At 71.1% G+C, this 24,311-nt stretch carries 26 protein-coding genes; 12 read left to right on the top strand and 14 right to left on the bottom strand.

The genetic code is table 11. From position 1 onward, the window contains the following. Positions 1 to 44 precede the first annotated feature (44 nt). From FGL94_RS05325 to FGL94_RS05300, 6 genes are all read right to left on the bottom strand, one after another. Positions 45 to 443: a hypothetical protein gene (locus FGL94_RS05325; protein WP_144921806.1), complete on the bottom strand. Its 399-nt coding sequence runs from the start codon at positions 441 to 443 to the stop codon at positions 45 to 47. Between the two features lie 34 nt (positions 444 to 477). Continuing rightward, positions 478 to 1,623 (bottom strand): DUF7118 family protein, encoded by a 1,146-nt coding sequence (locus tag FGL94_RS05320; protein ID WP_144921804.1) that lies wholly within the window; start codon positions 1,621 to 1,623, stop codon positions 478 to 480. Next, positions 1,623 to 2,006, bottom strand: coding sequence for a phosphoribosyl-AMP cyclohydrolase (hisI, locus tag FGL94_RS05315; RefSeq protein WP_144921801.1), 384 nt, complete (start codon positions 2,004 to 2,006; stop codon positions 1,623 to 1,625). The genes FGL94_RS05320 and hisI overlap by 1 nt, the downstream gene beginning before the upstream one ends. A 93-nt stretch (positions 2,007 to 2,099) precedes the next feature. Next, complete coding sequence (locus tag FGL94_RS05310; protein WP_144921798.1) at positions 2,100 to 2,546, bottom strand: GNAT family N-acetyltransferase; 447 nt, start codon at positions 2,544 to 2,546, stop codon at positions 2,100 to 2,102. Between the two features lies 1 nt (position 2,547). Continuing rightward, positions 2,548 to 3,879 (bottom strand): DUF92 domain-containing protein, encoded by a 1,332-nt coding sequence (locus tag FGL94_RS05305; protein ID WP_186313338.1) that lies wholly within the window; start codon positions 3,877 to 3,879, stop codon positions 2,548 to 2,550. Between the two features lie 326 nt (positions 3,880 to 4,205). Beyond that, positions 4,206 to 4,985: an HAD-IIA family hydrolase gene (locus FGL94_RS05300; RefSeq protein ID WP_144921795.1), complete on the bottom strand. Its 780-nt coding sequence runs from the start codon at positions 4,983 to 4,985 to the stop codon at positions 4,206 to 4,208. Between the two features lie 136 nt (positions 4,986 to 5,121). Here FGL94_RS05300 and FGL94_RS05295 point away from each other — a divergent pair, with 136 nt between their 5' ends. Next, positions 5,122 to 5,895: a GTP cyclohydrolase III gene (locus tag FGL94_RS05295; protein ID WP_144921792.1), complete on the top strand. Its 774-nt coding sequence runs from the start codon at positions 5,122 to 5,124 to the stop codon at positions 5,893 to 5,895. A gap of 105 nt (positions 5,896 to 6,000) precedes the next feature. Then, on the top strand, positions 6,001 to 6,231 hold the full coding sequence (locus FGL94_RS05290; protein WP_144921789.1) for a hypothetical protein: 231 nt from the start codon (positions 6,001 to 6,003) through the stop codon (positions 6,229 to 6,231). 177 nt (positions 6,232 to 6,408) lie between these two features. Here the strand turns inward: FGL94_RS05290 and FGL94_RS05285 are convergent, their stop codons facing one another. The 3 genes from FGL94_RS05285 to FGL94_RS05275 form a co-directional block, all read right to left on the bottom strand. After that, entirely contained in the window at positions 6,409 to 6,615 is a 207-nt protein-coding gene (locus tag FGL94_RS05285) for a hypothetical protein (protein WP_144921786.1), read from the bottom strand. Between the two features lie 83 nt (positions 6,616 to 6,698). Continuing rightward, complete coding sequence (locus tag FGL94_RS05280) at positions 6,699 to 7,340, bottom strand: PadR family transcriptional regulator (RefSeq protein ID WP_144921783.1); 642 nt, start codon at positions 7,338 to 7,340, stop codon at positions 6,699 to 6,701. Positions 7,341 to 7,434: 94 nt separating this feature from the next. Then, complete coding sequence (locus FGL94_RS05275; protein WP_144921780.1) at positions 7,435 to 8,640, bottom strand: lycopene cyclase domain-containing protein; 1,206 nt, start codon at positions 8,638 to 8,640, stop codon at positions 7,435 to 7,437. A 142-nt stretch (positions 8,641 to 8,782) separates the two neighbouring features. Between FGL94_RS05275 and FGL94_RS05270 the strand changes: the two genes are divergently transcribed. The 6 genes from FGL94_RS05270 to tgtA all read left to right on the top strand — a co-directional run bounded on the left by FGL94_RS05270 (position 8,783) and on the right by tgtA (position 16,215). Continuing rightward, positions 8,783 to 10,342: a heme-binding protein gene (locus FGL94_RS05270; RefSeq protein WP_144921777.1), complete on the top strand. Its 1,560-nt coding sequence runs from the start codon at positions 8,783 to 8,785 to the stop codon at positions 10,340 to 10,342. A 574-nt stretch (positions 10,343 to 10,916) separates the two neighbouring features. Next, on the top strand, positions 10,917 to 11,381 hold the full coding sequence (locus tag FGL94_RS05265) for a universal stress protein (protein ID WP_144921774.1): 465 nt from the start codon (positions 10,917 to 10,919) through the stop codon (positions 11,379 to 11,381). Positions 11,382 to 11,469: 88 nt separating this feature from the next. Beyond that, on the top strand, positions 11,470 to 12,726 hold the full coding sequence (locus FGL94_RS05260) for a DHH family phosphoesterase (protein ID WP_144921771.1): 1,257 nt from the start codon (positions 11,470 to 11,472) through the stop codon (positions 12,724 to 12,726). 93 nt (positions 12,727 to 12,819) lie between these two features. Next, on the top strand, positions 12,820 to 13,800 hold the full coding sequence (locus FGL94_RS05255) for a carbohydrate kinase family protein (RefSeq protein WP_144921768.1): 981 nt from the start codon (positions 12,820 to 12,822) through the stop codon (positions 13,798 to 13,800). A gap of 50 nt (positions 13,801 to 13,850) precedes the next feature. Further along, positions 13,851 to 14,633 (top strand): Nif3-like dinuclear metal center hexameric protein, encoded by a 783-nt coding sequence (locus tag FGL94_RS05250; RefSeq protein WP_144921765.1) that lies wholly within the window; start codon positions 13,851 to 13,853, stop codon positions 14,631 to 14,633. Positions 14,634 to 14,739: 106 nt separating this feature from the next. After that, positions 14,740 to 16,215, top strand: a complete 1,476-nt coding sequence (gene tgtA / locus FGL94_RS05245; protein ID WP_144921762.1) for a tRNA guanosine(15) transglycosylase TgtA — start codon at positions 14,740 to 14,742, stop codon at positions 16,213 to 16,215. Between the two features lie 15 nt (positions 16,216 to 16,230). On the opposite strand, the gene FGL94_RS05240 is transcribed toward tgtA, so the two are convergent. Then, positions 16,231 to 16,677, bottom strand: coding sequence for a pyridoxamine 5'-phosphate oxidase family protein (locus FGL94_RS05240; RefSeq protein WP_144921759.1), 447 nt, complete (start codon positions 16,675 to 16,677; stop codon positions 16,231 to 16,233). An 89-nt stretch (positions 16,678 to 16,766) separates the two neighbouring features. On the opposite strand from FGL94_RS05240, the gene arcS reads away from it, so the two are divergent. The 3 genes from arcS (at position 16,767) to FGL94_RS18180 (ending at position 19,755) form a co-directional block, all read left to right on the top strand. Continuing rightward, positions 16,767 to 18,569, top strand: a complete 1,803-nt coding sequence (arcS, locus tag FGL94_RS05235; protein ID WP_144921756.1) for an archaeosine synthase subunit alpha — start codon at positions 16,767 to 16,769, stop codon at positions 18,567 to 18,569. A gap of 253 nt (positions 18,570 to 18,822) precedes the next feature. Next, positions 18,823 to 19,518: a helix-turn-helix domain-containing protein gene (locus tag FGL94_RS05230; protein ID WP_144921753.1), complete on the top strand. Its 696-nt coding sequence runs from the start codon at positions 18,823 to 18,825 to the stop codon at positions 19,516 to 19,518. Between the two features lie 72 nt (positions 19,519 to 19,590). Next, a complete protein-coding gene (locus tag FGL94_RS18180) occupies positions 19,591 to 19,755 on the top strand; it encodes a DUF7838 family putative zinc beta-ribbon protein (RefSeq protein WP_186313337.1) in 165 nt (54 codons plus the stop codon). A gap of 63 nt (positions 19,756 to 19,818) precedes the next feature. Here the strand turns inward: FGL94_RS18180 and FGL94_RS05225 are convergent, their stop codons facing one another. The 4 genes from FGL94_RS05225 to FGL94_RS05210 all read right to left on the bottom strand — a co-directional run bounded on the left by FGL94_RS05225 (position 19,819) and on the right by FGL94_RS05210 (position 22,908). Next, the gene (locus FGL94_RS05225; protein ID WP_144921750.1) at positions 19,819 to 20,688 is read right to left on the bottom strand and encodes a fumarylacetoacetate hydrolase family protein; all 870 of its coding nucleotides are present in this window, start codon (positions 20,686 to 20,688) and stop codon (positions 19,819 to 19,821) included. After that, on the bottom strand, positions 20,688 to 21,035 hold the full coding sequence (locus tag FGL94_RS05220; RefSeq protein ID WP_144921747.1) for a cupin domain-containing protein: 348 nt from the start codon (positions 21,033 to 21,035) through the stop codon (positions 20,688 to 20,690). The genes FGL94_RS05225 and FGL94_RS05220 overlap by 1 nt, the downstream gene beginning before the upstream one ends. Before the next feature lie 86 nt (positions 21,036 to 21,121). Beyond that, positions 21,122 to 22,045 (bottom strand): AEC family transporter, encoded by a 924-nt coding sequence (locus tag FGL94_RS05215; protein ID WP_144921744.1) that lies wholly within the window; start codon positions 22,043 to 22,045, stop codon positions 21,122 to 21,124. Between the two features lie 68 nt (positions 22,046 to 22,113). Next, positions 22,114 to 22,908 (bottom strand): SDR family oxidoreductase, encoded by a 795-nt coding sequence (locus FGL94_RS05210; protein WP_144921741.1) that lies wholly within the window; start codon positions 22,906 to 22,908, stop codon positions 22,114 to 22,116. Positions 22,909 to 23,042: 134 nt separating this feature from the next. Here FGL94_RS05210 and FGL94_RS05205 point away from each other — a divergent pair, with 134 nt between their 5' ends. Next, entirely contained in the window at positions 23,043 to 24,284 is a 1,242-nt protein-coding gene (locus FGL94_RS05205; protein ID WP_144921738.1) for a CaiB/BaiF CoA transferase family protein, read from the top strand. The last annotated feature ends 27 nt before the right edge of the window (positions 24,285 to 24,311 follow it).

Here is a 24,311-nt window from a genome sequence, read left to right as displayed (position 1 = left end):
CGCGGGATAGCGGTTTCCGTCGCGCGCGACCCCCTCCTTCCCTTTTAAATCGCCGTCACCCACGCCCGGTAGTCGTCGTCGAGTTCGTACACCTCGCGGAACGCGCGCTCGACGAACCCCGCCACGCGGTTCGCGTCCGACCGGGCGGTGACGACGGCGTTCGTCCCCTCGGCCTCCTCCGGGCTCACCAGCTCGTCGATCCGGAACTCCGGGAACTCGCCGAGCAGGTCCTTCAGCCGGTCCAGTTCGTCGTCGGTGCAGTCGAGGACGAGTTCCGTGCCCGCGAGCTGGACCCACGGCGGCACCTCGCCGCCCTCGGTGGTGTCGCTGTCGGGGTCGACGTCGACGGTCATCACCTCGCTGGAGCGGGCGCGGTGGGCGGTCGCCGCGTCGGCGAACAGCTTCAGCCGCTCCCCCTCGGTCGCGGCGTCGAATCTGGTCATACCCGCACGTCCGCGCCGCCGGGTCTTAAAAATCCTACTCCCGCTCCGTCTCCGCCAGCACGTCCTCGGCGATCGACAGAGTCCGCTCCGCCTCGCGCACCCGACCGTCGATGATATCTTCCTTTAAAAGCCGCAGTTCGGGGTCGTCGAGCGCGTCGCGCACCACGGTCGCGCGGCGGAGCCGCTCGTACTCCTCGTCGCGCGCGAGGTCGCGGACCGACCGGAGCGTCGCCACCGTCTCGTCGTCGGCGACCCGCGAGGCGAGGGGGATCAGCTCGTCGATCTCGTAAGCCAGCTCGTCGCCCTTCGCCGGGGGCCAGTCGAGCGTCAGCGGCTCGGCGTCGAGCCGCTCGACGTAGGTGCGGTGGACCGCGACCGCGGTCCGAAGAGCGCCGGGGTCGTCGACGTAGTGCTCCAGCTTCGAGTTCGAGTAGTCGGCGTACTCCAAGAGGGTCGGGAGCGGCTCCTCGCCCGCGTCGTACTCGTCGACGTACTCGCGCAGGTCGGTCGGCGGCACGTCGGCGTCGACGAACGGGGTGCCGTCGGCGCGGTCGAGGAAGGAGAACACCGCTCGGGCCGACGCCGATTTATAAAAGGAGTCGAACGCATCGCGGACCGCGTCGTTGTACGACTCGATCGGCTCGCGGATCCGATCCACGTCGGCGTCGAGGTCGGCGTCGGCCATGTCGCCGACCTCGCGCAGTTCTTCGACCCGAGCGTCGAGCGCCTTGCGCGCCTCCTGCGCGGCCTTCCGCGCGGCCCGGTAGTCGTCGAGGGCCTCGTCGCGGTCGCCGAGCAGGTCGACGTACTCGCCGGCCGGATCCAGCGCCTCGCGGGCGGCCTCGAAGTCGGACTCGGAGAGCCGGCGCTTGTCGACCGCCTCGTCGGCGGCGGCGAACGCGTCGGCCGCGAGCGCGTCGTCGTCGACGTCGACCGCCTCTCCGAACTCCCCACGGAACTGGACGTACGAGCCGAAGTCGCCGGTGCCGACCGCGTCCTCCTCGTACTGGTCGAGCACGCGGTGCGCCCGACGGTAGGCGTCGGCGGCGGCCTCGATCCGGTCCCGGCCGAGGTCGGCGATCCGCCCCTCGATCCGAGCGAGCTCGTCGTAGCGCTCGCGCAGCGTCGCGGCCGCCTCGCCCGCCTCGCGGACGGGGTCGGTGTCGTCCCCGTCCGTCATCAGTACACCTCGTCCGGGTCGAAGACGCGCTCGCCGACGTGTTCGCCGTCGATCGTCCGGTGGAAACACGAGCGGTGGCCCGTGTGGCACGCTCCCACGTTCTGATCGACGAGGTACAGCAGGGTGTCGGCGTCGCAGTCGACCCGCACCTCGCGGACCTCCTGTGTGTGCCCGGACGAGCCGCCCTTGTGCCACAGCTCGTCGCGCGACCGCGAGTAGTAGTGCGCCTCGCCCGTCTCGCGGGTCCGTTCGAGCGCCTCCGGCGAGACGTACGCGAGCATCAGCACCTCGCCCGAGTCGGCGTCCTGTGCGATCGCCGGGACGAGCCCGTCGTCCCCGAAGTCGACCTCGATCGCCCCCTCTCCCGCGTCGGCGTCGGTCATGTCTCGCCGGACGCGTGGGGCTCGAATAGGCCTTTTGTCTGTCCTCACGCGGCGAGGGCGATGCGTCGCGCTCGCGCCGGCCCGTCGCCGGCCCTACTCCCGACGCAACACCAGCGCGTCGCCGTCGGCGTACGCGTCGGCGCGTCGGTCGACGACCTCGAACTCCAGTCCCTCGTACAGCGACAGCGCGGCGTCGTTGTCGGGGTGCGCCTGCAGCGTCACGGGGCCGGTCGCGTCCCGGATGACGGCCGAGAGCAGCCCGCGGGCGCGACCCTCCCGCCGGTAGTCGGGACCCACGACGAGTTCGGCGAGGTGGACGCCGGGACGGTTCGGCGCGTCGACCGGGAGCAGGTAGCCGACCGCCCGGCCGTCGGCGACGCTGACGAGCGCCGACCCGACCGCGAGCCCGTACTCCAGCAGGTCCGGGTTGGGCTGTCGGAGGTAGTCCTGTAGCTCCCGGATCCGGCCGGCGTCGGCCGGGCGGGCGGCGCGAACTCTGGGGTCGGGGGCGGGGCGGTCTTCGGGTGATTCGCCGGTCATCTCACAGCCCCACCCCGAGCGCGACGGCGGCGGCGACGCCGACGGTCGCTCCCGACAGCGTCGCGAGGAAGTTCACGGCCTGATTCCCGATCCGCTCGCCCTCGATCAGCGCGCCGAGGAGGCTGTCGACGGTCATCCCCGCGACGCCCGCGAGGGCGACGATCCCCCCGCCGACGGCCGGGTCGCCGACCGGCATCCCGAACGCGGCGAGGCCGGCGACGAGCAGCGCGCCCGCGAGCCCGGCCACCTCGCCCTGCCACGTCACCGCGCCGTCGGTCCCCGGCTCGACGCGGCGCAGGGTCGTCACCAGCCGAGGACCGTCGTAGAGCCCGCCGATCTCGGAGGAGAGGGTGTCGGCCATCGCGGTCGCCGTCGCGCCCGCGAACGCGAAGCCGAAGAGCGCGCCCGGCACGCCGATGTGAGCGGTCGCCGCGTAGCCGACGACGGCGACGAGCGCGACCGCGGAGTTCGCCAGCACGTTCCCGGTGCCGCGGGCGCCCTCGTTCTCCTGTGCGACGCCCCGGTTCGCCTTCTCGTCGAAGCGGTACTTCGAGGCCAGCCCGCCGATCGCGTAAAACGAGATGAGCGTGGCGAACCAGCCGACGCCGCCGAGGACGACGGCCAACAGCGCGGACAACACTCCCGTCAGCATGCCGGGGACGGAGGCCGTGCCGAGCGCGAACGAGACGTAGCCGAGCGCGCCGGTCACCGCCAGCCCGAAGGCGACGAGGGGGACGGTGACCGCCGGGTCCACCGCGACGAACCCCCAGACGGCGAACGCGACGAGGATGACCGTGATGTGCGCGTCCCGGTCGAACACGAGGGACCTGACGAGCGCCGCCGCGAGCGCCGCCACTGCCGCGAGGAAGACGACCGTCGGGAGACCGTCGACGACGCCCGCACCGTCGGTCTGGAGCAGCACGCCGACCTGTCCCGCGAGGGCGCCGAGCGTACCGCCGGCGACGTACCCGGCTACGAGGGTGAACTCGTCGTCGGAGCGCTCGGCGACGAGCGCGCGGCCGAGGCGGCCGCAGCCGACCGCGAGGGTCGACGCGGCGAACGCCTCGTACGGGAGCGGTGCGCGGGGGAGGGAGGCGAACAGCGCGAGGCCGGCGGCGGCGAGCGCGAACGCGACGAAGCCGTAGAGGCGCTCTTCCTCGCGGTCGCCGGGCAGAGCGAGCGTCTCGAACCACTCGCCGTCGCGGACCCCGAAAAAGGCGAGGCCGGCGGCGGCGAGGAACGGCACGGCGGCGGCGTCGCCGAGCGCCGGCGCGAGGACGGCGACCGCGGCCACCGCGGCGAAGACACTCGCCCGTCGTAGCCTCCGTATCACACCCTCTGCTACCCCCGACGCGCACTTAACGCTCCCGACAGCGCCCCGGCGCCCTCTCCGAACGCTCTCCGCGGTCGCGCGGTCCTCGGCGTCTCAGTAGCGGTACTCGTTGAGCTGCACCGCGTGTCCCTCGATCACGCGAACGGCCTGCTCCGGGTCCTCCTCGTCGTCGCCCGTCTCGTCCTCATGCGAGGTAACCTCTCTCATGTTCGCTCGGAAGGTGGTTCGATTTATAAATGTTTCCCACAGAGCGAAAGTGGTCGCGCATGGGACCGGCGCCGTGGCGCCTCAGCGTCGGGGTCGGCCCTCGGGGATCGGCCGCGCCGTCACTCGATGACGCGATCGACGTCGCCGAGATTGTCGAGCACGTGGTCCGGCGAGATCTCCGCGTCCGCGACGGTCGCCTCGTCGGTGACGCCGGACAGCACGAGCGCGGTGGTCATCCCGGCGCGCTCGCCGAGCGCGATGTCGGTGTCGAGCCGGTCGCCCACGACGAGACACTCCTCCGGGGGGTACGGCAGCCGCTCGCGGACCATCTCGATCGCCGTGTCCGAGGGCTTCCCCAGGACCGCGTCCGGCTCGCGCTCGGCGACGCCCGCGATCGCGTTGATCACGGCCCCGGACCCGGGCACGTCGCGCTCGGGGGCCGGGATGACCACGTCGGGGTCGGTGCCGATGAAGGGGATGTCGCGCTCCAGCGCCCACAGCGCCGTACAGAGGTCGTCGTAGTCGAACTCGTGGTCGATCGAGGCGACGAGCGCGTCCGCGGCGTCGACGTCGTCGGTCGTCGCGAGCCCGGCCGCCTCGAACTGATCGACCAGCCCCGGAGCGCCGATACACAGCAGGTCGTCGTCGGCGTGGCGCTCGCTCAGGTACCGCGTGGTCACGCTCCCGGCAGTGAACACCCGGTCCGCGTCGATGTCGTAGCCCGCGCCGCCGAGTCGGTCGACGTACGCCGGCGGGGCCTTCGTCGGGTTGTTCGAGACGAACAGCGTCTCGATCCCGGCCTCGCGGAGCCGGCGGTAGCCCGCCGGCGCGCCCGGGATGGGATCGTCGCCTCGCACGACCGTGCCGTCCACGTCGAGGACGGCGCCGCTGAACTCCATGGGCGGGATCGGGACGCCACGGTCGTAGGGGTTGCGGCGCTCCGGGGAGTTGCACCTCCCGTTTCATATCCGGTACCAGTTCCACCTTCGGGATAACGGAAGCGTAAAGCGGGGTCGTTCCCAACCCACGGTCACTGTGACGACGACTCAGGTGACGCTGGTCCAGATCGACAACTACGGGCCGTGGACGGTGACGCCGGAGCCCCGACGGGAGATGGACCTCCAGACGCTTCAGTCGCGGCTCTTCGCCGACGTGGCCCAGTTCATGGGTCCGCGAGACGCCTACGTCTTCTCCACCCGCTACGACAACATGATCGCCGTGACGAACGGCCTCGACGGCGCGGCCCACGCGGCGCTTCAGGAGTCGATCGGGAACCGCTACCCGGTGAGCGTCAGCCTCGGGACCGGAGTCGCCGAGCGACCGATCGACGCCTTAGAGGCGGCGAACCGCCTGCTCCAGACCGAGGGGAGCGCGCAAGACGAGGGCCGGACCGAGGTACTCGCCGGCGACTACCTCACCGAGACGGCTCCGTCGGACCTCCAGATCGCCCACTTCGACATCGTGAACGTGACCGGGAAGTACACCGACCGCCTCAACGAGTTCGACACGTTCCTGAACGTCGAGCGCGCCTACGGCTCGCTGACGCGGTACCTCCGCGAGACCCACGGCGCCCTCTCGTTTTTCGTCGGCGGCGACAACGTCGTCGCCGTCTGTCCGGACCTCCCCGAGCGGGCGTTCGCCGACGCGGTCGCGCACGTCGCCGACGACGCCGACATCGAGCTTCAAGTCGGCGTCGGTCGCGGCGCCTCCGCCCACGAGGCGGGCTTCGCGGCTAAACACGCGCTTGAGACCTGCCGCGACGGCGGAACGAGCGTCGAACTCTCCGGCGTGCCGGTTCTCGGAGACTGATCTCCGGGTCTGCGGAGACCGTCTGTTCCGCCCTGCGCTTCCGTTATCACAGCAGATAATTTGGCTGTGGCGTTTTTATATGGGCGGTTGAAACACTCGGTCAACATGTCCGATGACATAGTGTTCGTCTGTACGGCGGACGACTGTGAACAGGGTCCTTGGGAAGGGTCTCACGACGCGATGGCGCACTGCGCCGAGTTCCCGGAGCACGGCTACACCGGGCGTCCGCGCGACGAGGTCAACGAGGTCATCCCCGCGACGGCGACGCGGAAGCGCGACAACCGGAACCTCCAGCACAAGGGTCACCCGAAGGGTGCGCTCGCGCAGGACGACTGACCGCGCCCGCGAACGAACCGCCAGCGGGACCCGCGTTCGCGGCTGGGACCGGCTCCCGGCGCTCGCCGTTTCGCGGCTTCACGACGGCTAACGACTGCTCCGCGATCCCTCTCCCGTCGCCAGCGGGTCGGTCTCGCGGTCTCTCCCGGCTCCGCGTCCCCGCACTCCAGCTCTCCGTCAGGCCTCGTCGAAGAGTCCGAGGTCCTCCGCAACGAGGTCGGCGAGCCGGTCTTTCAGCGCGGGGTCGACCTCCGCGATCTCCTCCCCGTCGTGTTTCCCGTCGTTGTGTTTGGCGAGCGCGTCCGCCACGTCGGACAGCGGGACGCTGGTCTCCGTCTCGCAGTCGGTGCACACGATCGGGACGGACGGTTCGTCGGTAGACATTGTCCGGGTAGTCGCGGGTGGCCCGTATAGACTTTCGGGACGGAGGTGGCCGACGGGTCTCGGTCTATGCGTCCGGCGGCCCGTCAGTCCGCGGCCCCGGATGACGCGGACTCGGTGTCCTCTGTGTCTCCGGTGTCCTCGGGGTCCCCGGTATTCCCGGTGTCCTTGGCGTCGCCCTCGGTCTCTCCGGGGTCACCCGATTCACCGCCTTCTCCGTCGCTCTCCGCCGCCGCGTAGAACTCCTCCGGGGTGGCGTCGATCCGCTCGAACTCCCCGAAGTCGCGCTCGTGGTGCCGGATCGTCTGCTCGACGATCCACGCGCTGTAGCGCTCGGAGTACGCCCAGTCGCCCTCGCCGTCGTCGACCTCGAACCGGTCGTCGGTGGCGAGCGCCGAGTACAGGTGGTAGAAGCCGAGCACCACGTCGCCGAACTCCTTCGCCTCGCCGCCGATCTCGCGGCGCTTCTCGGCCAGCTCCTCGCGGCCCGCGTCGGTGAGCGCGAAGTACTTGCGGTCGGGTTCGTCCTCGCGCTCGATACGCTCGGCGACGCCCTCCTCCTCGAACTTGTAGAGGATCGGGTACACCGACCCGTACGACGGCTCCCAGTGGCCCCCGCTGATCGAGGTGATCTCGCCCAACAGCTCGTACCCGTACCGGGGACGCTCGTCGAGCAGCTCCAACACCAGATACGAGATCAGTCCCTTCGGCGGCCCGCTTTTCCGCATCGTCCCTACGTTTCTGAGTCGTCGTGAAAGGGTTTCGGTCGCGGCGATCGTCGGGTCGAACGCGGTCGGCTCGCAAGGCCGATCCGCGGGCGTGTCACCTGCGAGACTCGCCTCGAGAGCTTCGCGACGCCTCGTCCGACTCGGCCGAGAGCGTTCGGATGGTCTCGTGAACGCCGAGGACGAGCGCCGGCACGACGATCATGAAGAGGTGCTCCTCGACCGGGATCCCGAACAGGTCGTACCCGGTGCGCATCGCGATCTCGAAGACGCCGACCTCCAGCGTGTACCAGTCCCAGAGGTACGCGATCGGGTACAGGGCGGCGACCGTCCGGGCGGCCTGACGGAGCGCGCCGGCGTAGCGGAGCAGGGCGAACGCGAGTGCCCCGAAGACGACCTCGGTGGCGAGGTAGGTGTACGGCCCGAGGACGGTGATGTCCGGAAGCGCGGCGCCGGACAGCGGTCGGAACCAGACGGCCGCGAGCAGGAGGGCCAGGAAGACGTAGGCACCGCGGATCAGCAGCATCGTCGCGACCGTCGGGCCGGCCCGCCTGGCGACCAGCGCGACCGAGCCGAACGCGAGCGCCGCGGCCGGCGCCGACGGGGGGAACAGCCCCCCGATCGTCCCCCAGAGAACGCCGACGAGTCCGACCATCAGCAGGGAGAACGCCAGCGTCCGGGCTCGCGGTCGGCCGAGCAGCACCGAGACGGTCCGCTTGTCGATCGACTTATCGTACGCGTAGTCCTGCTCGTCGTCGATGACCTTCACCCCGGCGAGCGTGACGAGAAAGACGAGCGCGAACCCGAGTATCGTCGCGGTCACTTCCGCCGTCTGGACGTAGAACCCGCCGAGCAGCGCGAGCGCGATGCCGGTCGGGTACCCGAGCGTCGTGGTGACCGGGTTCGTGTCGAGCTGCGGCGCGTGGAGGTACCCGACGAACCAGGTCGGGAGGGTGACGATCGCGGCCCCCGGGCCGACGAGGGCGCCCAGCGCGAGCGTACAGGCGGCGAAGCCGACGCCGGCGGCGAGGAGACAGAGGCGGCAGCCGCGGACCGTCATCGGGTGGTCGTCGTCCTCGCCGCGCCGGTGGAAGTCGACGTAGCCGTCCTTCACGTGCGCCGTGTACACCGCGAAGAAGATCGCGGTCACGTGGATCGCGCCCGTCGAGAGCGCGAACTCGCCGGCGACGGCGGCCCCGAACCACGAGGCCGCGAGCGGCGGCAACATGAACACCGGATGGACCTGCGAGAGCAGCGCCCGCAGGTCGGCTCGCAGTCCGCGTTCGTGCCGAGCGATTGCCATGCGTTACCAACGCACTAATAACGATTAATCCTGTTGGGGGATTCACAGGTGCGTCGTCTCGACCCGTCGAGGTGTTTTCGGTCCCGGAGACGCGACGCCGACGACTCGCAAACACCTAAGTCCCGGCGACCCAAGCCGCCGTATGGTCGAGGCACCACAGACCGAGGAGGGGTGGTTCGCGCTGCACGACTTCCGGTCCGTCGACTGGGACGCGTGGCGCGACGCCCCCGAGCGAGAGCGGGAACGGGCGATCGAGGAGGGGAAGGACTTCCTGAAACACCGGGAGCTGGTCGCCGACGCCGAGGAGGGAGACTCCGGGCTGTTCTCCGTGCTCGGGCACAAGGCCGACCTGCTGTTCGTCCACTTCCGCCCCGCACTCGACGACCTGTCGTCGATCGAGCGCCGGTTCGAGGACACCGCGCTCGCGGAGTTCACCGAGCGAACGACCTCCTACGTCTCCGTCACCGAGGTCTCCGGGTACGTCTCCGACGAGTACTTCGAGGACCCCGAATCGGTCGACGCGGGCCTCAAACGATACATCGAAGGGAAGCTGACGCCGGAGATCCCCGACGACGAGTACGTCTGTTTCTACCCGATGAGCAAGCGCCGCGGCGAGGAGTACAACTGGTACGACCTCTCGTTCGAGGACCGCGCCGACCTCATGGCCGACCACGGCGAGGTCGGCAAGGAGTACGCCGGGAAGATCAAGCAGGTGATCGCCTCCTCCGTCGGCTTCGAGGGCCACGAGTGGGGCGTCACCCTGTTCGGCTCGGACCCGACCGACATCAAGGACATCGTCTACGAGATGCGCTTCGACCCCGCCTCCTCGCGGTACGGCGAGTTCGGCGAGTTCTACATCGGCCGCCGGTTCCCGCCCGCGGACCTCGGCGCGTACCTCGCCGGCGAGACGGTGCCGACAGGCGACGGCGACGCCGGAGACGGCGAGGAAGGACACGGCCACGGTCACGCTCACGGCGAGGGCCACGCCGGCTCCGGCGGCGGCTCCGCGCACGGCGACCACCCCCACGGCGAGGGGGAGTCGAGCGGGGAAGGTGACCACCCCCACACGGGCGACGAGGGTCGTGAGGGTGGACACGAAGGGGGCGACGACGCGTCCGGCGAGGACATCCGCGGCGAGCTCGCCGATCTGGACATCTACGCCGGTAAGCCCCACGGCGAGGACGTGTACGCGACCGTGCTCTACAGCGAGGCCGACGTGGACGAGCTGTTCGACGAGGTCGAGGGGCTCCGCGGGAACTTCGACCACTACGGCACCCACGTGAAGACGGCGGTGTACGAGGGGCGCGTCACCGACCGCGCCGCGGTCGTCTCCATCTGGGACACGGCCTCCGCCGCCGAGACCGCGGCCGGCTTCCTCTCGGAGCTACCGGGGATCGTCGCCCGCGCCGGCGAGGAGTCCGGCTTCGGCACGATGGGGATGTTCTACACCGTCAAGCCGGAGCACCAGGGGGACTTCACCGACACGTTCGACGACGTGGGGGAGATCCTCGCGGAGATGGACGGCCACGTCGAGACCGACCTCATGATCAACGTCGAAGACGAGAACGACATGTTCATCGCGAGCCAGTGGCACGCGAAGGAGGACGCGATGGCGTTCTTCGGCTCCGACGAGTTCCGCGAGACCGTCCAGTGGGGCCGCGAAGTGCTGGCCGACCGGCCGCGGCACGTCTTCCTGGCGTAGGGGAGGCGGTACGCGGATCGGGGTTTATAAGTGAAACTGTTGACGAGACGAATTCCTCCGAAGCCCCAGCCGCTCGCTTATAAATCGTTGCTGGCAGACCGACGGTGGAGACCTCCGAGGCCCCAGCCGCGACGACTCGGGGACCTTGCTGCGCTCCTCGCTCGCGTTGCTCGCTGCGGTGCTTGCTACGCCACCGTCGTCCTCGCGGCAGGGCGAGAGCGAAGCTCTCGCTTGTAGCCGGCGGCACAGCCGCCGGCGACTGCCCCTTTGAGTCCCGCCCAGCAACAACCGCAGCCTCACACCTCCCCAGCCTCGTCAGTCGCCCTCCGCTTCGCTCCGGGCGACTGACTCCAGCGAGGGACCGAAGGTCCCTCTGGCAGCCGGCGGCGAAGCCGGCGGCGAAGCCGCCGGCGACCTCGCGCGTGCTCCTCGCGCCCAATGAGCGCGAGGAGCACGCGCCGCTGCACCGCCTCGATCACTTATAAACTTCGTCGTGCCGCGCTCGCGCTGTCGATCGCCGTGTCCTCGGATCCGACCGCCTATTTTTAACTACCGCCTCGGCGAACGGGTGCACATGTTCGACACGATCGTGGTCGCGACCGACGGCTCCGACAGCGTCCGCCGGGCCGTCGACGTCGCGGTCGACGTCGCCGCGCGGTTCGACGCGGAGGTCCACGCCCTCTACGTCGTCGACAGCGGCGAAGTCGAGTCCACGCCCGACGAGGTCCGTGACGACCTCCGCGAGGCGCTCGACGACCGCGGGGAGGACGCGCTCGATCAGGTGACCGACGCCGCGACCGCGCGCGACGCGACCCTCGACGTCACGACCGAGGTTCGGGAGGGCCGTCCGGCCCCCGAGATCGCCGGGTACGCGCGGGACGTCGACGCCGACGCGGTCGCGATGGGGACCCGCGGGCGACACGGCGAGAACCGGTTCCTCATCGGCTCGGTCGCCGAACGCGTCGTCCGAACGTGCCCGATCCCCGTGCTCACCGTCCGCCAGCTCACCGACGAGGACCCGCGGCGGACGACGATCTGAGGCTGCGGCGCGGTTCGCGTCAGGGCGGTCAGCCGGCCCGCCCGCCCGAGAACGGCGGAGTTTTCCCGCTGCCGCCCGGCGCGACGGTATGGACGACGAACTCATCGACGAGGGGGACATCCCCCGCTCGCGGTACACGCGGCTGCCCGGCAAGGGCTTCTTCTACCCGGACTCGCTGGACGAGGAGCGCGCCGAGCGGCGCGCGAAGGAGGCGATCGAGGGAAGCGAGGCGGTCGTGATCGCCGACGGCGACGCCGACGGGCTCGCCTGCGCGGCGATGGTCCGAGAGACGTACGACGCCGCGCTCGACGCCGCGGACTTCGAGGCGGCCATCGCGGCGCGGCTCGGCGACGGGGAGGACGAGGCGTCCGAATCAGAAGGGGGCGAAGGCGAGACCGACGCCGAGGACCCCACCGAGGACGCCCACGCCGAGTCGCCGGTCGGGCTGGTCGCCGCCGGGCCGTACTCCATCGACACGTCGCTCGAACGCGTGCTCGCGTACGCCGACGACGACGTGGACCTGTTCGTCTGCGACCTGTGTCCCGACGACTACGAGTGGATCGCGGAGCCGCTGGAGGCGCTCGCGGAGTCGACCGCCTCGATCCGGTGGTTCGACCACCACCAGTGGGACGAGTCGACCGCCGCGGCCGTCCGCGACCTCGGCGTCGACCTCGTGGTCGGCGAGTCCGACGAGGAGTGCACCGCCGACGTGGCGCTCCGCTCGCTCGACTACGACTTCGACGACCGGTGGAGCGAACTGGCGGCCGTGACGCGCGACCACGACCTCTGGATCAAGGAGGACCCGCGCTCCGACGACCTGGCCGACTACTCCTACTGGGCCGGCGGCGAGGAGTACGCGGCGATCGTGGGCGCGTACGGCGCCGACCTCCCCGAGACGGTCCGGGAGTTCGTCGCCGATCGGCGCGTCGAGAAGGAGGCCCGGATCGGCGCCGCCGTCGACCGCGCGGTCACTCACGAGGTCGGCGAGTGGACCGTCGCCGTCACGTACGGCCGGTGCTCGCAGAACGAGGTCGCCGAAGCCCTCCGAGAGCGGGGATCGGACGCCGCGGTGATCGTCAAGCCCGCCGGCTCCGCGTCGATCCGCGGCTCCGAGGACTTCCGGCACGCCCACGAGGTCGCCGGGAAGGTGAACGGGGGCGGGCACCCGCAGGCGGCCGGCTGTAAGCCCGACATCTACGACGACATGCTCGACTACGCGCAGCACTGGACGACCGAGGGGCAGGCCTGCAAGCGGGTCATCCTCGCGGCGTTCGAGGCGGTCGCGGAGGAGGTCGCGGGGGCTGAGGAAAGCGAAGGCGACGACGGCGACGGAGGCGGCGAGTAGACGATCGCCCGCGAGCGAGCCGCCGGTCCCACCCACTCGATATCGCCGGCGAACCGCGAACTTTCATACCGTCCGACGTCCCTCCCTCCACGTATGACGGACATTCTCGTGGCCGGAGAGACGCTCGTCGACCTGCTTCCCGGAGCGGGCGAGACGCTGCGCGACGTGGACGGCTTCACGCACCGCCCGGGCGGCGCCCCGGCCAACGTCGCGGTCGGGCTCTCCCGGCTCGGCACGCCGCCGGCGTTCTGGACCCGACTCGGCGACGACCCCTTCGGCGACTTCCTGCGGGAGACGCTCGACGACGAGGGCGTCCCCGACGCGCTCTCCCGGCGCGTCGGCGGCAACACCACGCTCGCGGTGGTCTCGCCGCCCGGCGTCGACGGCCGACGATTCCGTTTTTACGGCTCGCGGGACGTGACGTTCGGGTTCGAGCCCGACGCGGTCCCGACCGACGCGCTGGCGGCCGCCTCGTGGGTCCACCTCGGCGGCGTCGCCCTGACGCACCCGAGGGGTCGGACGGCGATTCGCGAGGTGGCGGCCGTGGCCGACGAGCGCGGCTGCACCGTCTCGTTCGACGTGAACTACCGCCCGGACCTGGTTCCGGAGGGGGACCGGGACGCGGTGGTCGAGGCGATCCGCGACATCCTCGGGGACACCGACGTGGCGTTCGCCAGCGACGAGGACGTGGCGGCGACCGGTATCTCCTCGCGCGAGGGCGCGGATCTGGCCAGAGACCTGCTGGAGTTCGGACCGCACACGGCGGTCGTCACCCTCGGCTCAGCGGGCGCGGTGGCGGCGAGCATGGACGCGGCGCCGTGGGGCGAGACGACCGCGCGTCACGAGGGGTTCTCGGTCGAGGCGGTCGACGCCACCGGCGCCGGCGACGCGTTCACCTCGGGACTGATAAACCGGTTGGCCGCGGGCGCGGTCGACGCCGACGACCCGCCGGACCTCGCCGACGCGCTCGCGTTCGCCAACGCGACGGCCGCGCTCTCGGTGCGGGACCGCGGCGGCATGACGGCGCTCCCCGACCGCGAGGCCGTCGAGGCGTTCCTCGCGGAGAGAGAGTAACTTCCGGAAGGACCCGCGTGCTTTAGTTTCTGCCCGGCGCACGCGTCAGTATGGAGCGCTCCGAGTACGTGCGACGGCTCGACGACCGGCTGGAGACGGCCGCGTACGCCGACGTCGACGCCAGCGCGAACGGGTTACAGGTGGGGTCGGACCGGGAGGAGATCGAGCGCGTCGCGTTCGCGGTCGACGCCGCGGACGCGACTATCGAGGCCGCGGCCGACGCGGGCGCGGACGTCCTCGTCGTCCACCACGGGATCTCGTGGGGCGGGATCGACCGCGTCACGGGCCGGACCTACGACCGGGTCGCGGCGCTCGCGGAGCACGACCTCGCCTTATACGTCTCGCACCTCCCGCTCGACGGCCACACCGAACTCGGCAACGCCGCCGGCGTCGCGGCGGAACTCGCTCTCGACGACCGAGAGCCGTTCGGCGAGATCGGGCCAGTCACGATCGGGACGATCGGCGAGACGGACGCGCCGCGGTCGGCCGCGTCGATCCGCGAGACGCTCGACGGGTTCGAGGGACAGCCAGACGGCGAGGACGAGGAGTTGCCGACGCGGGTCATCGACTTCGGCCCCGACGAGATCGAGCGCGTCGCGGTCGTCACCGGTTCCGGCGCCGACTGGCTCGACGAGGCGGTCGCGGCCGGCGCCGACGCGCTGGTCACGGGCGAGGGGAAGGGGCGGGTCTACCACGACGCGCGCGAGGCGGGGATCACGGTGTTCCTCGCGGGCCACTACGCGACCGAGACGTTCGGCGTCCGGTCGCTGCAGGCGCTGACGGAGGAGTGGGGGCTGGAGACGGCGTACGTGAGCCACCCGACCGGGCTCTGAGTCGGGGGCGCTCGCGGCCGCGGTCGCCGCCGCGGGCGACGCCGGGGCGGCTCGCCCCGTCGCCCCCGAACGCAACCCTTACCGCCCGCGTCCCCGGACTCCGGGTATGCGCGATCACTTCGAGGTCCGGGACCACGACGCCGCCGGGCGGATCGGGCGGCTGGAGGTCCCCCGCGCCGGGGTGACCGTCGAGACGCCGGCGCTCCTGCCGGTCGTCAATCCCAACGTCCTCACGGTCGAGCCGCGGCGGCTCGCCGAGGAGTTCGGCGCGGAGATGCTGATCACCAACTCCTACATCATCCGGAGCACCGACCGGATCCGCGACCGCGTGCTGGAGGAGGGGCTCCACGACTTCCTCGGGTTCGACGGCGCGATCATGACCGACTCCGGCTCCTTCCAGCTCGCCGAGTACGGCGACATCGACGTGACCACCGAGGAGATCATCGAGTTCCAGCGGCGGATCGGGAGCGACGTGGCCACCCCGGTCGACGTGCCCACGCCCCCCGACGTCGACCGCGAGCGCGCCGAGCGCGAGCTGGAGACGACGCGGCAAGCGCTCGCCGACGCGGAGGCCGCGGAGACGGGCGACATGCTCGTCAACGCCCCCGTGCAGGGGTCGACGTTCCCGGACCTCCGCGAGGAGGCGGGGAGACACGCGAGCGCGACCGACCTGGACGTGTTCCCGGTCGGCGCGATGGTTCCCCTTTTAAACTCCTACCGCTACGCCGAGGTCGTCGAGGCGGTGCGGGCGGCCAAGCGCGGGCTCGACCCCGACGCCCCGGTTCACCTGTTCGGCGCGGGCCACCCGATGATGCTCGCGCTGGCGGTCGCCGCGGGCTGTGACCTGTTCGACTCGGCCGCCTACGCGCTGATGGCGCGCGACGGCCGGTACCTGACGGTCTCGGGGACCGAACACCTCGAGGAGATGGAGTATTTCCCCTGCTCGTGTCCGGTCTGCGCCGAGCACACGCCCGCGGAGCTCCGGGAGATGGACGCTACAGAGGAGCTCCTCGCCGAGCACAACCTCCACGTCACCTTCGAGGAACTGCGGCGCGTGAAGGCCGCGATCCGGTCCGGGAACCTCCTCCAGCTCGTCGATCGCCGCGCCCGCGGCCACCCCGCGATGCTCGACGGGCTCCGGACCCTCCTCGACCACGCCGACGAGCTGGAGCGGACGGACCCGGTCTCGAAGGACGCGTTCTTCTACACCTCCCACGAGTCGGCCCGCCGCCCCGAGGTCCGTCGGCATCACGACCGCCTCGCGCGGCTCGCGGTCCCCGAACGGCTCCTCCTCACCGAGTCGGACGCGCCGTCGAACCACGACTACGACGCGGTGTGGCGCGTGAAACCCCCGTTCGGTCCGTTCCCGCGGGCGCTCTCGGAGACGTACCCGCTCACCGCGGAGGTCCCCGAGCGGGTCGACGGCGCGGCGCAGGTCGCGGCCGCCGAGGGCGTCGCGAGCCTCGCCGAGTCCAACCCCGAGGCCGAACTCACCCTCGGTCACGACGATTGGGTGCCGCGCGCGGTCGAGGCGGTTCCGGACCGCGTCGAGACGGAGAACCTGCGGCACCTCGGTCGCTGAGCAGCGGGAGCGGAATCAGCGCTCCTCCGCTCCCATCCGATTCGTGTAGTCCCACGAGTGCAGCCGCTCCGGCTCGATCCGCACCCGGACCTCCTCGCGCTCCGGTCGGAGGAGCCGATCGCCGGTCGGGTTGTCGACGCCACCGAGGTACCGCTCCAACAGCGCGCGGAGCAGTTCCTTGTCCGCGTCCGCCGTCACCGTCGCGCGGCCCCGCCCTCGAATCCCTTTATACGGCGGGTCGTTCGTCGACACCTCGAAGGAGACGCGGTCGTCGTGCGCGAGGAAGCCGGTGAGGTCGGCGCTCGCGCTCGTCGCGCAGTTGACCGCGCCGTCCCACGAGAACCACAGCGAGACGATCCACGGGGCGTCGCTCGGGGTGCGACAGCCGATACGGACCGGGATCCGCGCTCCGTCGAGGAACTCGTCGACGCGTTCGCGGTCCCACGGGCCGGTTATGTCCATAGGTACGGTACAATCGCCGGGAACCTAACGGTTCGGCCGGGACGACCGCGGAACACAAGAGAATTGACCGTCCCCCCGCGAGGGGAGGTATGACTGACTACTTCGAGGTCCACGAGCGCGACGGCGCCGCCCGGCTCGGCGAGCTCCGGCTCGCCGAGCCGGTGACGACGCCGGCGCTCGCGGACCCGTTTCTCACGGACGCGGGCAGCCTCTGGGCCGGGGACCGCGAGGTCCCCGACGGCGACGAGGCGACCCTCACCGTCCTGCCGCACCGGGCGTTCCCCGCGGGCACCCGCGAGGAGGTCCGCGAGTCGTTCGCGGTCGATCACCCCGACGTCGACTACCCCGCCGCCGCGGTCGTCGACAGCGAGAGCGCGCGCGACGTGGGAGCCGACGCGTACGTCCTCGCAGACGCCTCCGGGTTCGTCGGCCACGGCGAGGCGTTCCGCGACGCGATCGTTGCCGCGAAAGAGGCCCTGCCGGCCGACACCGCCCTCACGCTGTCGGGCGTCGCCACGCCTCGGAACGTCGCGCTCCTCGCGTACGCCGGCGTCGACCTCGTGGACGCGTCGCTCGCGCGGACGAAGGGGACGGAAGGGATGTATCTCACCGCCGACGCCGAGCACTTCCTCGAGGACCTCGACGAGCTGCCGTGCGCCTGTCCGGCCTGCGCGGGGCCCCGCGGGGAGTTCACGCGCGCGGACTGCGCCGAGCACAACGTCAACGCCCTCCGCGCCGAGCTTCGGCGCGTCCGCGAGCGGATCCGGGCGGGTCGCCTGCGGGACTACATCGAAGGCCAGACCCGTCACGAGCAGTGGCTCACGGCCGCGTTCCGCGAGTTCGACGACCAGTGGGGGTACCTCGAAGAGCGGACTCCCCTCATGCGCGACGCCGAGGTGACGGCGGCGACGAGCGAGACGCTCGACCGCGTCGAGATCAGGCGGTTCGCCGACCGCGTCACGAGCCGGTACCGGAACCGCTTTTCCGACCAGCCGCTCGTGTTGGTGCCCTGTTCGGCCACCAAACCGTACAGCGACTCCCAGAGCCACGGGCAGTTCCACGACGCGATCCAGTGGCGCGGCCACACCGTCTCGATGACCTCGCCGATCGGCGTGGTGCCCCAGGAGCTGGAGACGACCTACCCCGCCCAGCACTACGACGCGGTCGTCACCGGCGACTGGAGCGAGGACGAGATCGGGTTCGTCGCCGAGGTGCTCCGCCGGTACCTGGAGCGGAACGACTACTCCCGCGTGATCGCTCACGTCCCCGAGCACGGCTACCGCGAGATCTGCGAGCGCGTCGAGAGCGATCCCGCGGTCGACGTCCCCTTCGAGTACACCTGCGTCGGTCACCCGACGAGCGACGAGTCGCTGGGGGAGCTGAACGCCGCCTTACAGGGCGAGCCCGCCTACAGCAAGCGGGAGCGCGAGCACAACACGGTCCGGGCGCTCGCCGACTACCTGCTCGGCGACGGCGCAGGCGACGACCTGTTCGGCGGGCCGGGCGAGGCCGACATCCGGACCACCGGGCGCTACCCCAAGCTGCAGGTGTGGGGCGACGACCCCGACGCCGGCCGCGAGGGCGAGCCGGGCGAGCAGCTCGCGACGATGGTGCCGCAGTACGGTACCCTCTCGTTCACCCTCGCCGGCGCGCGCCGGTGGGCCGACAGCGACGCCCCGACCAAGCGGGTCCGGATCGACCCGTTCGTCCCCCACGGCTCCGTCTTGGCGCCCGGCGTCGTCGACGCGGACGACGACATCCGCGTCGGCGACGAGGTCGTCATCGAGGGGCCGAAGGCGTTCGCGGTCGGCCGAGCCGAGATGTCCGGCCCGGAGATGGTCGACTCGACGCGCGGCGTCGCCAGCGAGGTCCGGCACGTCGACGAGACGTAAACTGGCCGCCGTCGCCGGCCCCACACCTAATCCGTTAGGGTGTGTGACTATCCCGAAGGAGCCACACCGTGTTACCGTCAGAGGCACACATCTGACAGTTCGCCGTTCCATCCCCCTCGGTTCCGCCCCTCGCCGATCCGCGATTCCGACCCGCGACGCCGATTTCTCTCCGCTCGACCCCGCGTCCAGAGCGGGCGCTCGCCGACCGGCGTGAGGAGAAGAGTAAAAACGCTGAGGATAGCACTGGTACTACATGGCGTCACAGAATCGCCCTCGGACGGACGAGCGGGTGACGTACGTCGAGTTCTCCCTCTCGAGTCCCACGCACCCGTTCGTCGCGGTGTCTGCGCTGGAAGGCGGGGAAATGCAGCTGAGAGAGTTCATTCCACGGGGCGGGGGGAGCTACGCCGAGTTCTTCTCGATCAGCGGCGTCGAGCCCGAGGCCGTCCTCTCGCTCGCCCGCGACCATCCGTCGGCCGACCCGAGCCTCGTCGAACGGTTCGAAGACGGGGGGCTGTTCGAATTCGTCGTGGACGACCACTGCCCCGCGGTCTTTCTCGGTGAGGCGGGGGCGCTTCCCCGCACCGTCGAAGCGAGAGACGGAAGCGGAACCATCGGCGCGGAGATACCCCCGTCCGAGGACACCGGAGCGGTAGTCGATCGGTTCCTCGACGCCTACTCGGACGCCGAACTGACGCGCAAACGAGAGCGGCCCTACAGGACGCCGATCTTCGGACAGGGGTGTCTCCGGGCGGCCCTCGACGACGATCTGACCGATCGGCAGCGAGATATCATCGAAACGGCCCACGACGCCGGATACTACGACTGGCCGCGGGAAGTCACCGCCGAGGAGCTCGCCGATCGGTTCGACATCTCCCCGCCGACGTTCCATCAGCACCTCCGGGCCGCCGAACAGAAGCTCATCGCCATGACCCTCAGAGGGGCGTGACCGAGCGAGTCACGCGAGACGGGGAACAGCCGGATCAGTAGCTTCAAAACCGCGCCGGACGGATCCGCGCACATGGCGCTCGAAAAGGACGTGGACTGTCCCTCGTGCGGAGAGGCCCAGTCGTTCTACCGGACCGCGGCGATGACCCTCCACCTCGGCGAGAAGACGAAGTGGCGCTGTCCCGAGTGCGGGTACGGCTACGTCGAGGTCAACGGTATCGACACGCTGCCGGCCTGACTCTCGGGTGCGGCTCGTCCGGTTCTCGCGTTCTTCCTCTCCTTCCGACGTGGATATCGATCCTCATTCCCTCCCGACCACGTCGGCCGCTAACACGCCTACGCCGTCGACCTCAGCGCGGACCGTGTCGCCGGCTTCGATCACGCCCGCGCCGGGCGTGCCCGTCGATATGAGGTCGCCCCGCTCTAGCGTCATCACGCGCGAGTGGACGCCCACGAGTTCCTCGGGCGGGAACAGCATCCGGTCGACGGTGTTCTCCGCGACCGTCTCGTCGTTGATCACGGTCCGGACGGTCGTTCCCGCGAGCCGGTCGACGCTGACCGGGGCCGACACCCACGGCCCGACGACGAGGAACGTGTCGTAGCTCTTCGCGCGGGTGAGAAAGCGCGGGTTGCGCTGGAGCACGTCCTCGGCGGTCACGTCGATGACGGGGACGGCCCCGGCGACCACGTCGCCGAACTCGGCCTCGTCGACGTCGGTGCAGGTCCGGCCGATCACGATCCCGAGTTCCGCCTCCGCCGTGACCCGGGCCGCCTCCTCGGTCGGCGGGAGCCGGATCGGCCCGCCGGGCGCGGTCAGCGCCGTCGCCGGCCGCATGAAGCTCGCGGGCTCGGCGGGTCGCACCGCGTCGAGGTCGTCGGCGTGGTCGGCGTAGTTGAGCCCGATCCCCCAGAGCTTCCCGGGGTCGAACGGGACGCCGAACGAGAGCCGCTCCGCCGGCGTTCGCGTGGCGGGGAGATCGTCGATCGGCGGCAGCGTCGACGCCCCGGTCGCCTCGCCGAGCGCGTCGTCGATCCCGTCGCTCCCGGCCGCTCCGAGCGGGACGAACCCGTCCTCGTCGCCGAGCAGGGGTCGGCCCTCGACGCTCCGGGCGAGTCGGGTCGTCGCCGCGTCTCCGCCCGCCGACGCCGACCGCGGCGCGTCGCCCGCCATCACTCCTCCCGGTCCGTCCAGAAGTCGAAGCCGCGACCCGGCGCGAACACGTCGAGGCCGACCGCGCGCTCGTCGGTCCGGTTCTCGACGCGGTGCGACTCCCACGCGTCGAGGTGGACCGAGTCGTACCGCTCTAACACGGCGGTGTCGTCTTCGGTGTGGACGACGAGTTCGCCCTCCAGACAGACGCACACCTGCTCGTTCTCGTGGTCGTGCATCGGCGAGGAGTGGCCCGCCGGCTTCTCGAACCACTCGAAGGAGAACCGGTCGCCGCCCGCCAGCGCGGCGCGCGCCCACCCGTCCTCCGGCTCGTACGTCTCCGCGTCGTCGAACGCGACGTGTTCCATGGCTCGCCCGTGGGCGTCCCGGATCAAATGGATTCGGGTTGCGGCTGGACGCGGATCGGGTCGAGGCCGCGGTCGGGTCAGTCAGCCTACACCGCGACACCGACCAGCTCGATCAGCAGGGTCAGCGACGCGACCGACGCGACCGTCGTGACGAACACGTTCAGCGAGGCGAACCCGGCGTCGCCGCCGAGCTCGGTCGCGAACACGTACGTCGACACCGCGGTCGGCGTTCCGAGCATGACGACCCCGGCGGTGAACGTCGCGGCGTCGGCGCCGAGCAACGCGAGGGCGGCCCACGCGACGGCGGGCATACACGCCACCTTGAGCGCCACCACCGAGGCGGTCGCCCCGCGGTCGATCGTCGAGGGGTCGACCTGCAGGGTCGCGCCGACGCAGAGCAGCGCGAGCGGGAGCGCCAGCGACCCGACCCAGTCGAGGGCGGCCGCGGCCGCGGTCGGCACGCCGAGCCGGAACCCCCCGATCGCCATGCCGGCGACGAGCGCGATGAGGACGGGGTTGCCCGCGAGCGACCGGAGGTGTCGCCCCAAGGCGCCCTCGGCGTTCGCCCCGTTCATCGACACCAGCAAGACCACCGTCAGCGGCACCTGCACCAGCGCGCCGATGCCGAGGATGACGCTCGCGATCGCGGTCACCTCGGCGTCGAACGTCGCCGCGACGAGCGGGACGCCGAGGTAGCCCAGGTTCGAGTGGTACGACTGGACGACCGCGACGCTGCGCCGCGCGCTCGGCGACCGGTTCCGGTGGACGGCGGACGCCACGAGCGCGGTCCCGAGGAGCGCGGCGACCACGGCGACGAACAGCTCCCACGAGACGACGTCGCCGATCGACTGGTCGTAGGTCGCGACGAACACCAGCGCCGGGAGCGCGACGTAGTACGCGGTCTGGTTGAGCAGTTCCGTGCGGTCCGCGTCGAGGACGCCGACGCGTCGGAGTCCCGTCCCCGCGAGCAGCAGCGCGAGCAGCCCCGACAGCCGGACGAGGACCTCCATCTACGCGGACCGTGGCGGTTCCGCCGGTTGACGGTTGCGAAAGCGGCTCGGCAAATGAGGCGACCCGATTACAGGTTCGAGCTCCCGCCGCCGCCGTCGATGACGACCGCCTGTCCGTTCACGTACCCGGACCGCGGCGAGGAGAGGAACGCGACGGTGTTCCCCAGCTCGATCGGGTCGCCGATGCGGTCGAGGGGGTTGTCGACCCAGTCGGCGAGCCCCTCCTCGTACGAGTCGTACTCGCCGCGCTCGATCGCCTGATCGATCAGCTCTCGGATCCGGCTCGTCTCGTGAGAGCCGGGTAACACCGCGTTCGCGCGCACGTCCGGGCCGAGTTCCTTCGAGAGCGTCTTCTCCAACCCGACGACGCTCATCCGCACCGAGTTCGAGAGCACCAGCCCGTCGATCGCCTCCTTCACCGACCGCGAGGCGATGGTGACGATGGTGCCGCCGTCGCCGTCGGCGAGGGGCTCGGCGCACTTCCGCGCGAGCCGGACGACGCTCATCACGAGCAGCTCGTAGGCCTCCTCCCAGTCCTCGTCGTCGGTGTCGAGGAACGCCCCCGACGGCGGTCCGCCCGCTGACGTGACGAGGTGGTCGAGCCGACCGAACTCGTCGAGCGTCGTCTCGACGAGCCGGTCGAGGTCGTCCGGGTCCGTGATGTCGCCCTCGACGGCGACGACGCGGGCGTCGCCGGCCGCTTCGTCCTCCAAGTCCGCCTTCGCCTCCGCGAGGCGGTCGGCGTCGCGGCCGTTGATGACCACGTTCGCGCCCTCGCGGACGAGCGCCTGGGCCGACGCGAAGCCGAGGCCGCTGCTCGATGCCGTCGTCAGCGCGACGTTCCCCTCGATATTGAGATCCATACGGGTTCGATCGTCACGGCGGGGTTTAACCGTTGGCGACGCGGCGGGCGTCGCCGGCGGGAGGCTCATTACCCGTCCGCCCGAGTCAGGTGGCATGAACGCGACGCGGCGGCGGATATCGGTGGTGATCCCCCGTGGTCGGTGAGGCGCGCGACCCCGAGGGCGACGCGGGACCGCTCGACGGGCTCACCGTGCTCGACGCCTCGCGGGTGTTGGTGGGTCCGTTCTGTACCATGCAGCTCGGCGACCTCGGCGCCGAGGTGATCAAGGTCGAGCGACCGGGCGAGGGCGACCAGACGCGGACGTGGCGCCCGCCCGCCTTCGGCGAGGGCGACGGCGCCCAGAGCGCCTACTACGCGAGCGTCAACCGCAACAAGCGCTCCGTCGAGCTGAACCTCGCGAGCGACGCCGGGCGGGCGGTGTTCCGCGACCTCGCCCGCGGGGCCGACGTGCTCGTCGAGAACTTCCGGGTCGGCAAGATGGCCGAGTGGGGTCTCGACTACCCCGACCTCGCCGAGGAGAACCCCGGGCTGATCTACTGCGGCATCTCCGGGTACGGCGAGTGGGGCCCCGACCGCGACAAGCCCGCCTACGACATCATGATGCAGGCGCGCGGTGGCTTCATGTCGATCACGGGAACCGAGGGCGGCGCCCCGGTCAGGATCGGGGTCGCGCTCGCCGACGTCGGCGCCGGGATGTACGCGACGCAGGCGATCCTCGCGGCGCTCCTCGAACGGGAGCTGGGCGACGGGACGGGCCAGAAGATCGACGTGAGCCTGCTCGACGGGCAGGCCGCGTGGACCAGCTACATGGCGGCGAACTACTTCGCGAGCGGCGAGCCGCCGGGGCGGATGGGGAGCAAACACCCGAACATCGCCCCGTATCAGGCGTTCGAGACGCGCGACGGGTACGTCGTCGTCGCCTGCGCGTCCGACGCGTTCTGGCCGCGGCTCTGCGAGGCGCTCGACCGCCCCGACCTGCTGGCCGACGAGCGGTTCGAGACCAACGAGAAGCGCGTGCGCAACCGGGACGCGCTCGATCCCGAGCTCGACGCCGCGTTCGCGGGACTCGCGACCGAGGAGGCCCTCGACCGGCTCGGCGAGCACGGCGTTCCCGCGAGCCGCGTCCGCGACATGGCGGAGGTGTTCGACGACCCGCAGCTGGCCGCGCGGGACATGGTCGCGGAGTTCGACCACCCGACCGCCGGACCGATGCGGGTGCCGGGCTCGCCGATGCACTTCTCGCGGACGCCGACGACGGCTCGGCGGCATCCTCCCTCACTGGGCGAGCACACGGAGGCGGTCCTCAGGGAGTACGGCTACGGCGACGGCGACCTCGCCGAGCTGAAAAATCGGGGCGCGATTCCGGATCGGTGACCGCCGGGCGCCGGAATCAGTCGTCGG

The sequence above is a fragment of the Halorubrum salsamenti genome (genome assembly GCF_007671685.1).
In the GTDB taxonomy this organism is placed as follows: Archaea; Halobacteriota; Halobacteria; order Halobacteriales; family Haloferacaceae; genus Halorubrum; species Halorubrum salsamenti.
Note: the sequence above shows the minus strand (reverse complement) of the source record. Positions and strands in the feature narration are given on the sequence as shown.

Coding starts and splice junctions, on each gene's coding strand:
- FGL94_RS05325 (WP_144921806.1), bottom strand. CDS start 443: ATGACCAGATTCGACGCCGCGACCGAGGGGGAGCGGCTGAAGCTGTTC.
- FGL94_RS05320 (WP_144921804.1), bottom strand. CDS start 1,623: ATGACGGACGGGGACGACACCGACCCCGTCCGCGAGGCGGGCGAGGCG.
- hisI (WP_144921801.1), bottom strand. CDS start 2,006: ATGACCGACGCCGACGCGGGAGAGGGGGCGATCGAGGTCGACTTCGGG.
- FGL94_RS05310 (WP_144921798.1), bottom strand. CDS start 2,546: ATGACCGGCGAATCACCCGAAGACCGCCCCGCCCCCGACCCCAGAGTT.
- FGL94_RS05300 (WP_144921795.1), bottom strand. CDS start 4,985: ATGGAGTTCAGCGGCGCCGTCCTCGACGTGGACGGCACGGTCGTGCGA.
- FGL94_RS05290 (WP_144921789.1), top strand. CDS start 6,001: ATGTCCGATGACATAGTGTTCGTCTGTACGGCGGACGACTGTGAACAG.
- FGL94_RS05285 (WP_144921786.1), bottom strand. CDS start 6,615: ATGTCTACCGACGAACCGTCCGTCCCGATCGTGTGCACCGACTGCGAG.
- FGL94_RS05280 (WP_144921783.1), bottom strand. CDS start 7,340: ATGCGGAAAAGCGGGCCGCCGAAGGGACTGATCTCGTATCTGGTGTTG.
- FGL94_RS05275 (WP_144921780.1), bottom strand. CDS start 8,640: ATGGCAATCGCTCGGCACGAACGCGGACTGCGAGCCGACCTGCGGGCG.
- FGL94_RS05270 (WP_144921777.1), top strand. CDS start 8,783: ATGGTCGAGGCACCACAGACCGAGGAGGGGTGGTTCGCGCTGCACGAC.
- FGL94_RS05265 (WP_144921774.1), top strand. CDS start 10,917: ATGTTCGACACGATCGTGGTCGCGACCGACGGCTCCGACAGCGTCCGC.
- FGL94_RS05260 (WP_144921771.1), top strand. CDS start 11,470: ATGGACGACGAACTCATCGACGAGGGGGACATCCCCCGCTCGCGGTAC.
- FGL94_RS05255 (WP_144921768.1), top strand. CDS start 12,820: ATGACGGACATTCTCGTGGCCGGAGAGACGCTCGTCGACCTGCTTCCC.
- FGL94_RS05250 (WP_144921765.1), top strand. CDS start 13,851: ATGGAGCGCTCCGAGTACGTGCGACGGCTCGACGACCGGCTGGAGACG.
- tgtA (WP_144921762.1), top strand. CDS start 14,740: ATGCGCGATCACTTCGAGGTCCGGGACCACGACGCCGCCGGGCGGATC.
- FGL94_RS05240 (WP_144921759.1), bottom strand. CDS start 16,677: ATGGACATAACCGGCCCGTGGGACCGCGAACGCGTCGACGAGTTCCTC.
- arcS (WP_144921756.1), top strand. CDS start 16,767: ATGACTGACTACTTCGAGGTCCACGAGCGCGACGGCGCCGCCCGGCTC.
- FGL94_RS05230 (WP_144921753.1), top strand. CDS start 18,823: ATGGCGTCACAGAATCGCCCTCGGACGGACGAGCGGGTGACGTACGTC.
- FGL94_RS18180 (WP_186313337.1), top strand. CDS start 19,591: ATGGCGCTCGAAAAGGACGTGGACTGTCCCTCGTGCGGAGAGGCCCAG.
- FGL94_RS05225 (WP_144921750.1), bottom strand. CDS start 20,688: ATGGCGGGCGACGCGCCGCGGTCGGCGTCGGCGGGCGGAGACGCGGCG.
- FGL94_RS05220 (WP_144921747.1), bottom strand. CDS start 21,035: ATGGAACACGTCGCGTTCGACGACGCGGAGACGTACGAGCCGGAGGAC.
- FGL94_RS05215 (WP_144921744.1), bottom strand. CDS start 22,045: ATGGAGGTCCTCGTCCGGCTGTCGGGGCTGCTCGCGCTGCTGCTCGCG.
- FGL94_RS05210 (WP_144921741.1), bottom strand. CDS start 22,908: ATGGATCTCAATATCGAGGGGAACGTCGCGCTGACGACGGCATCGAGC.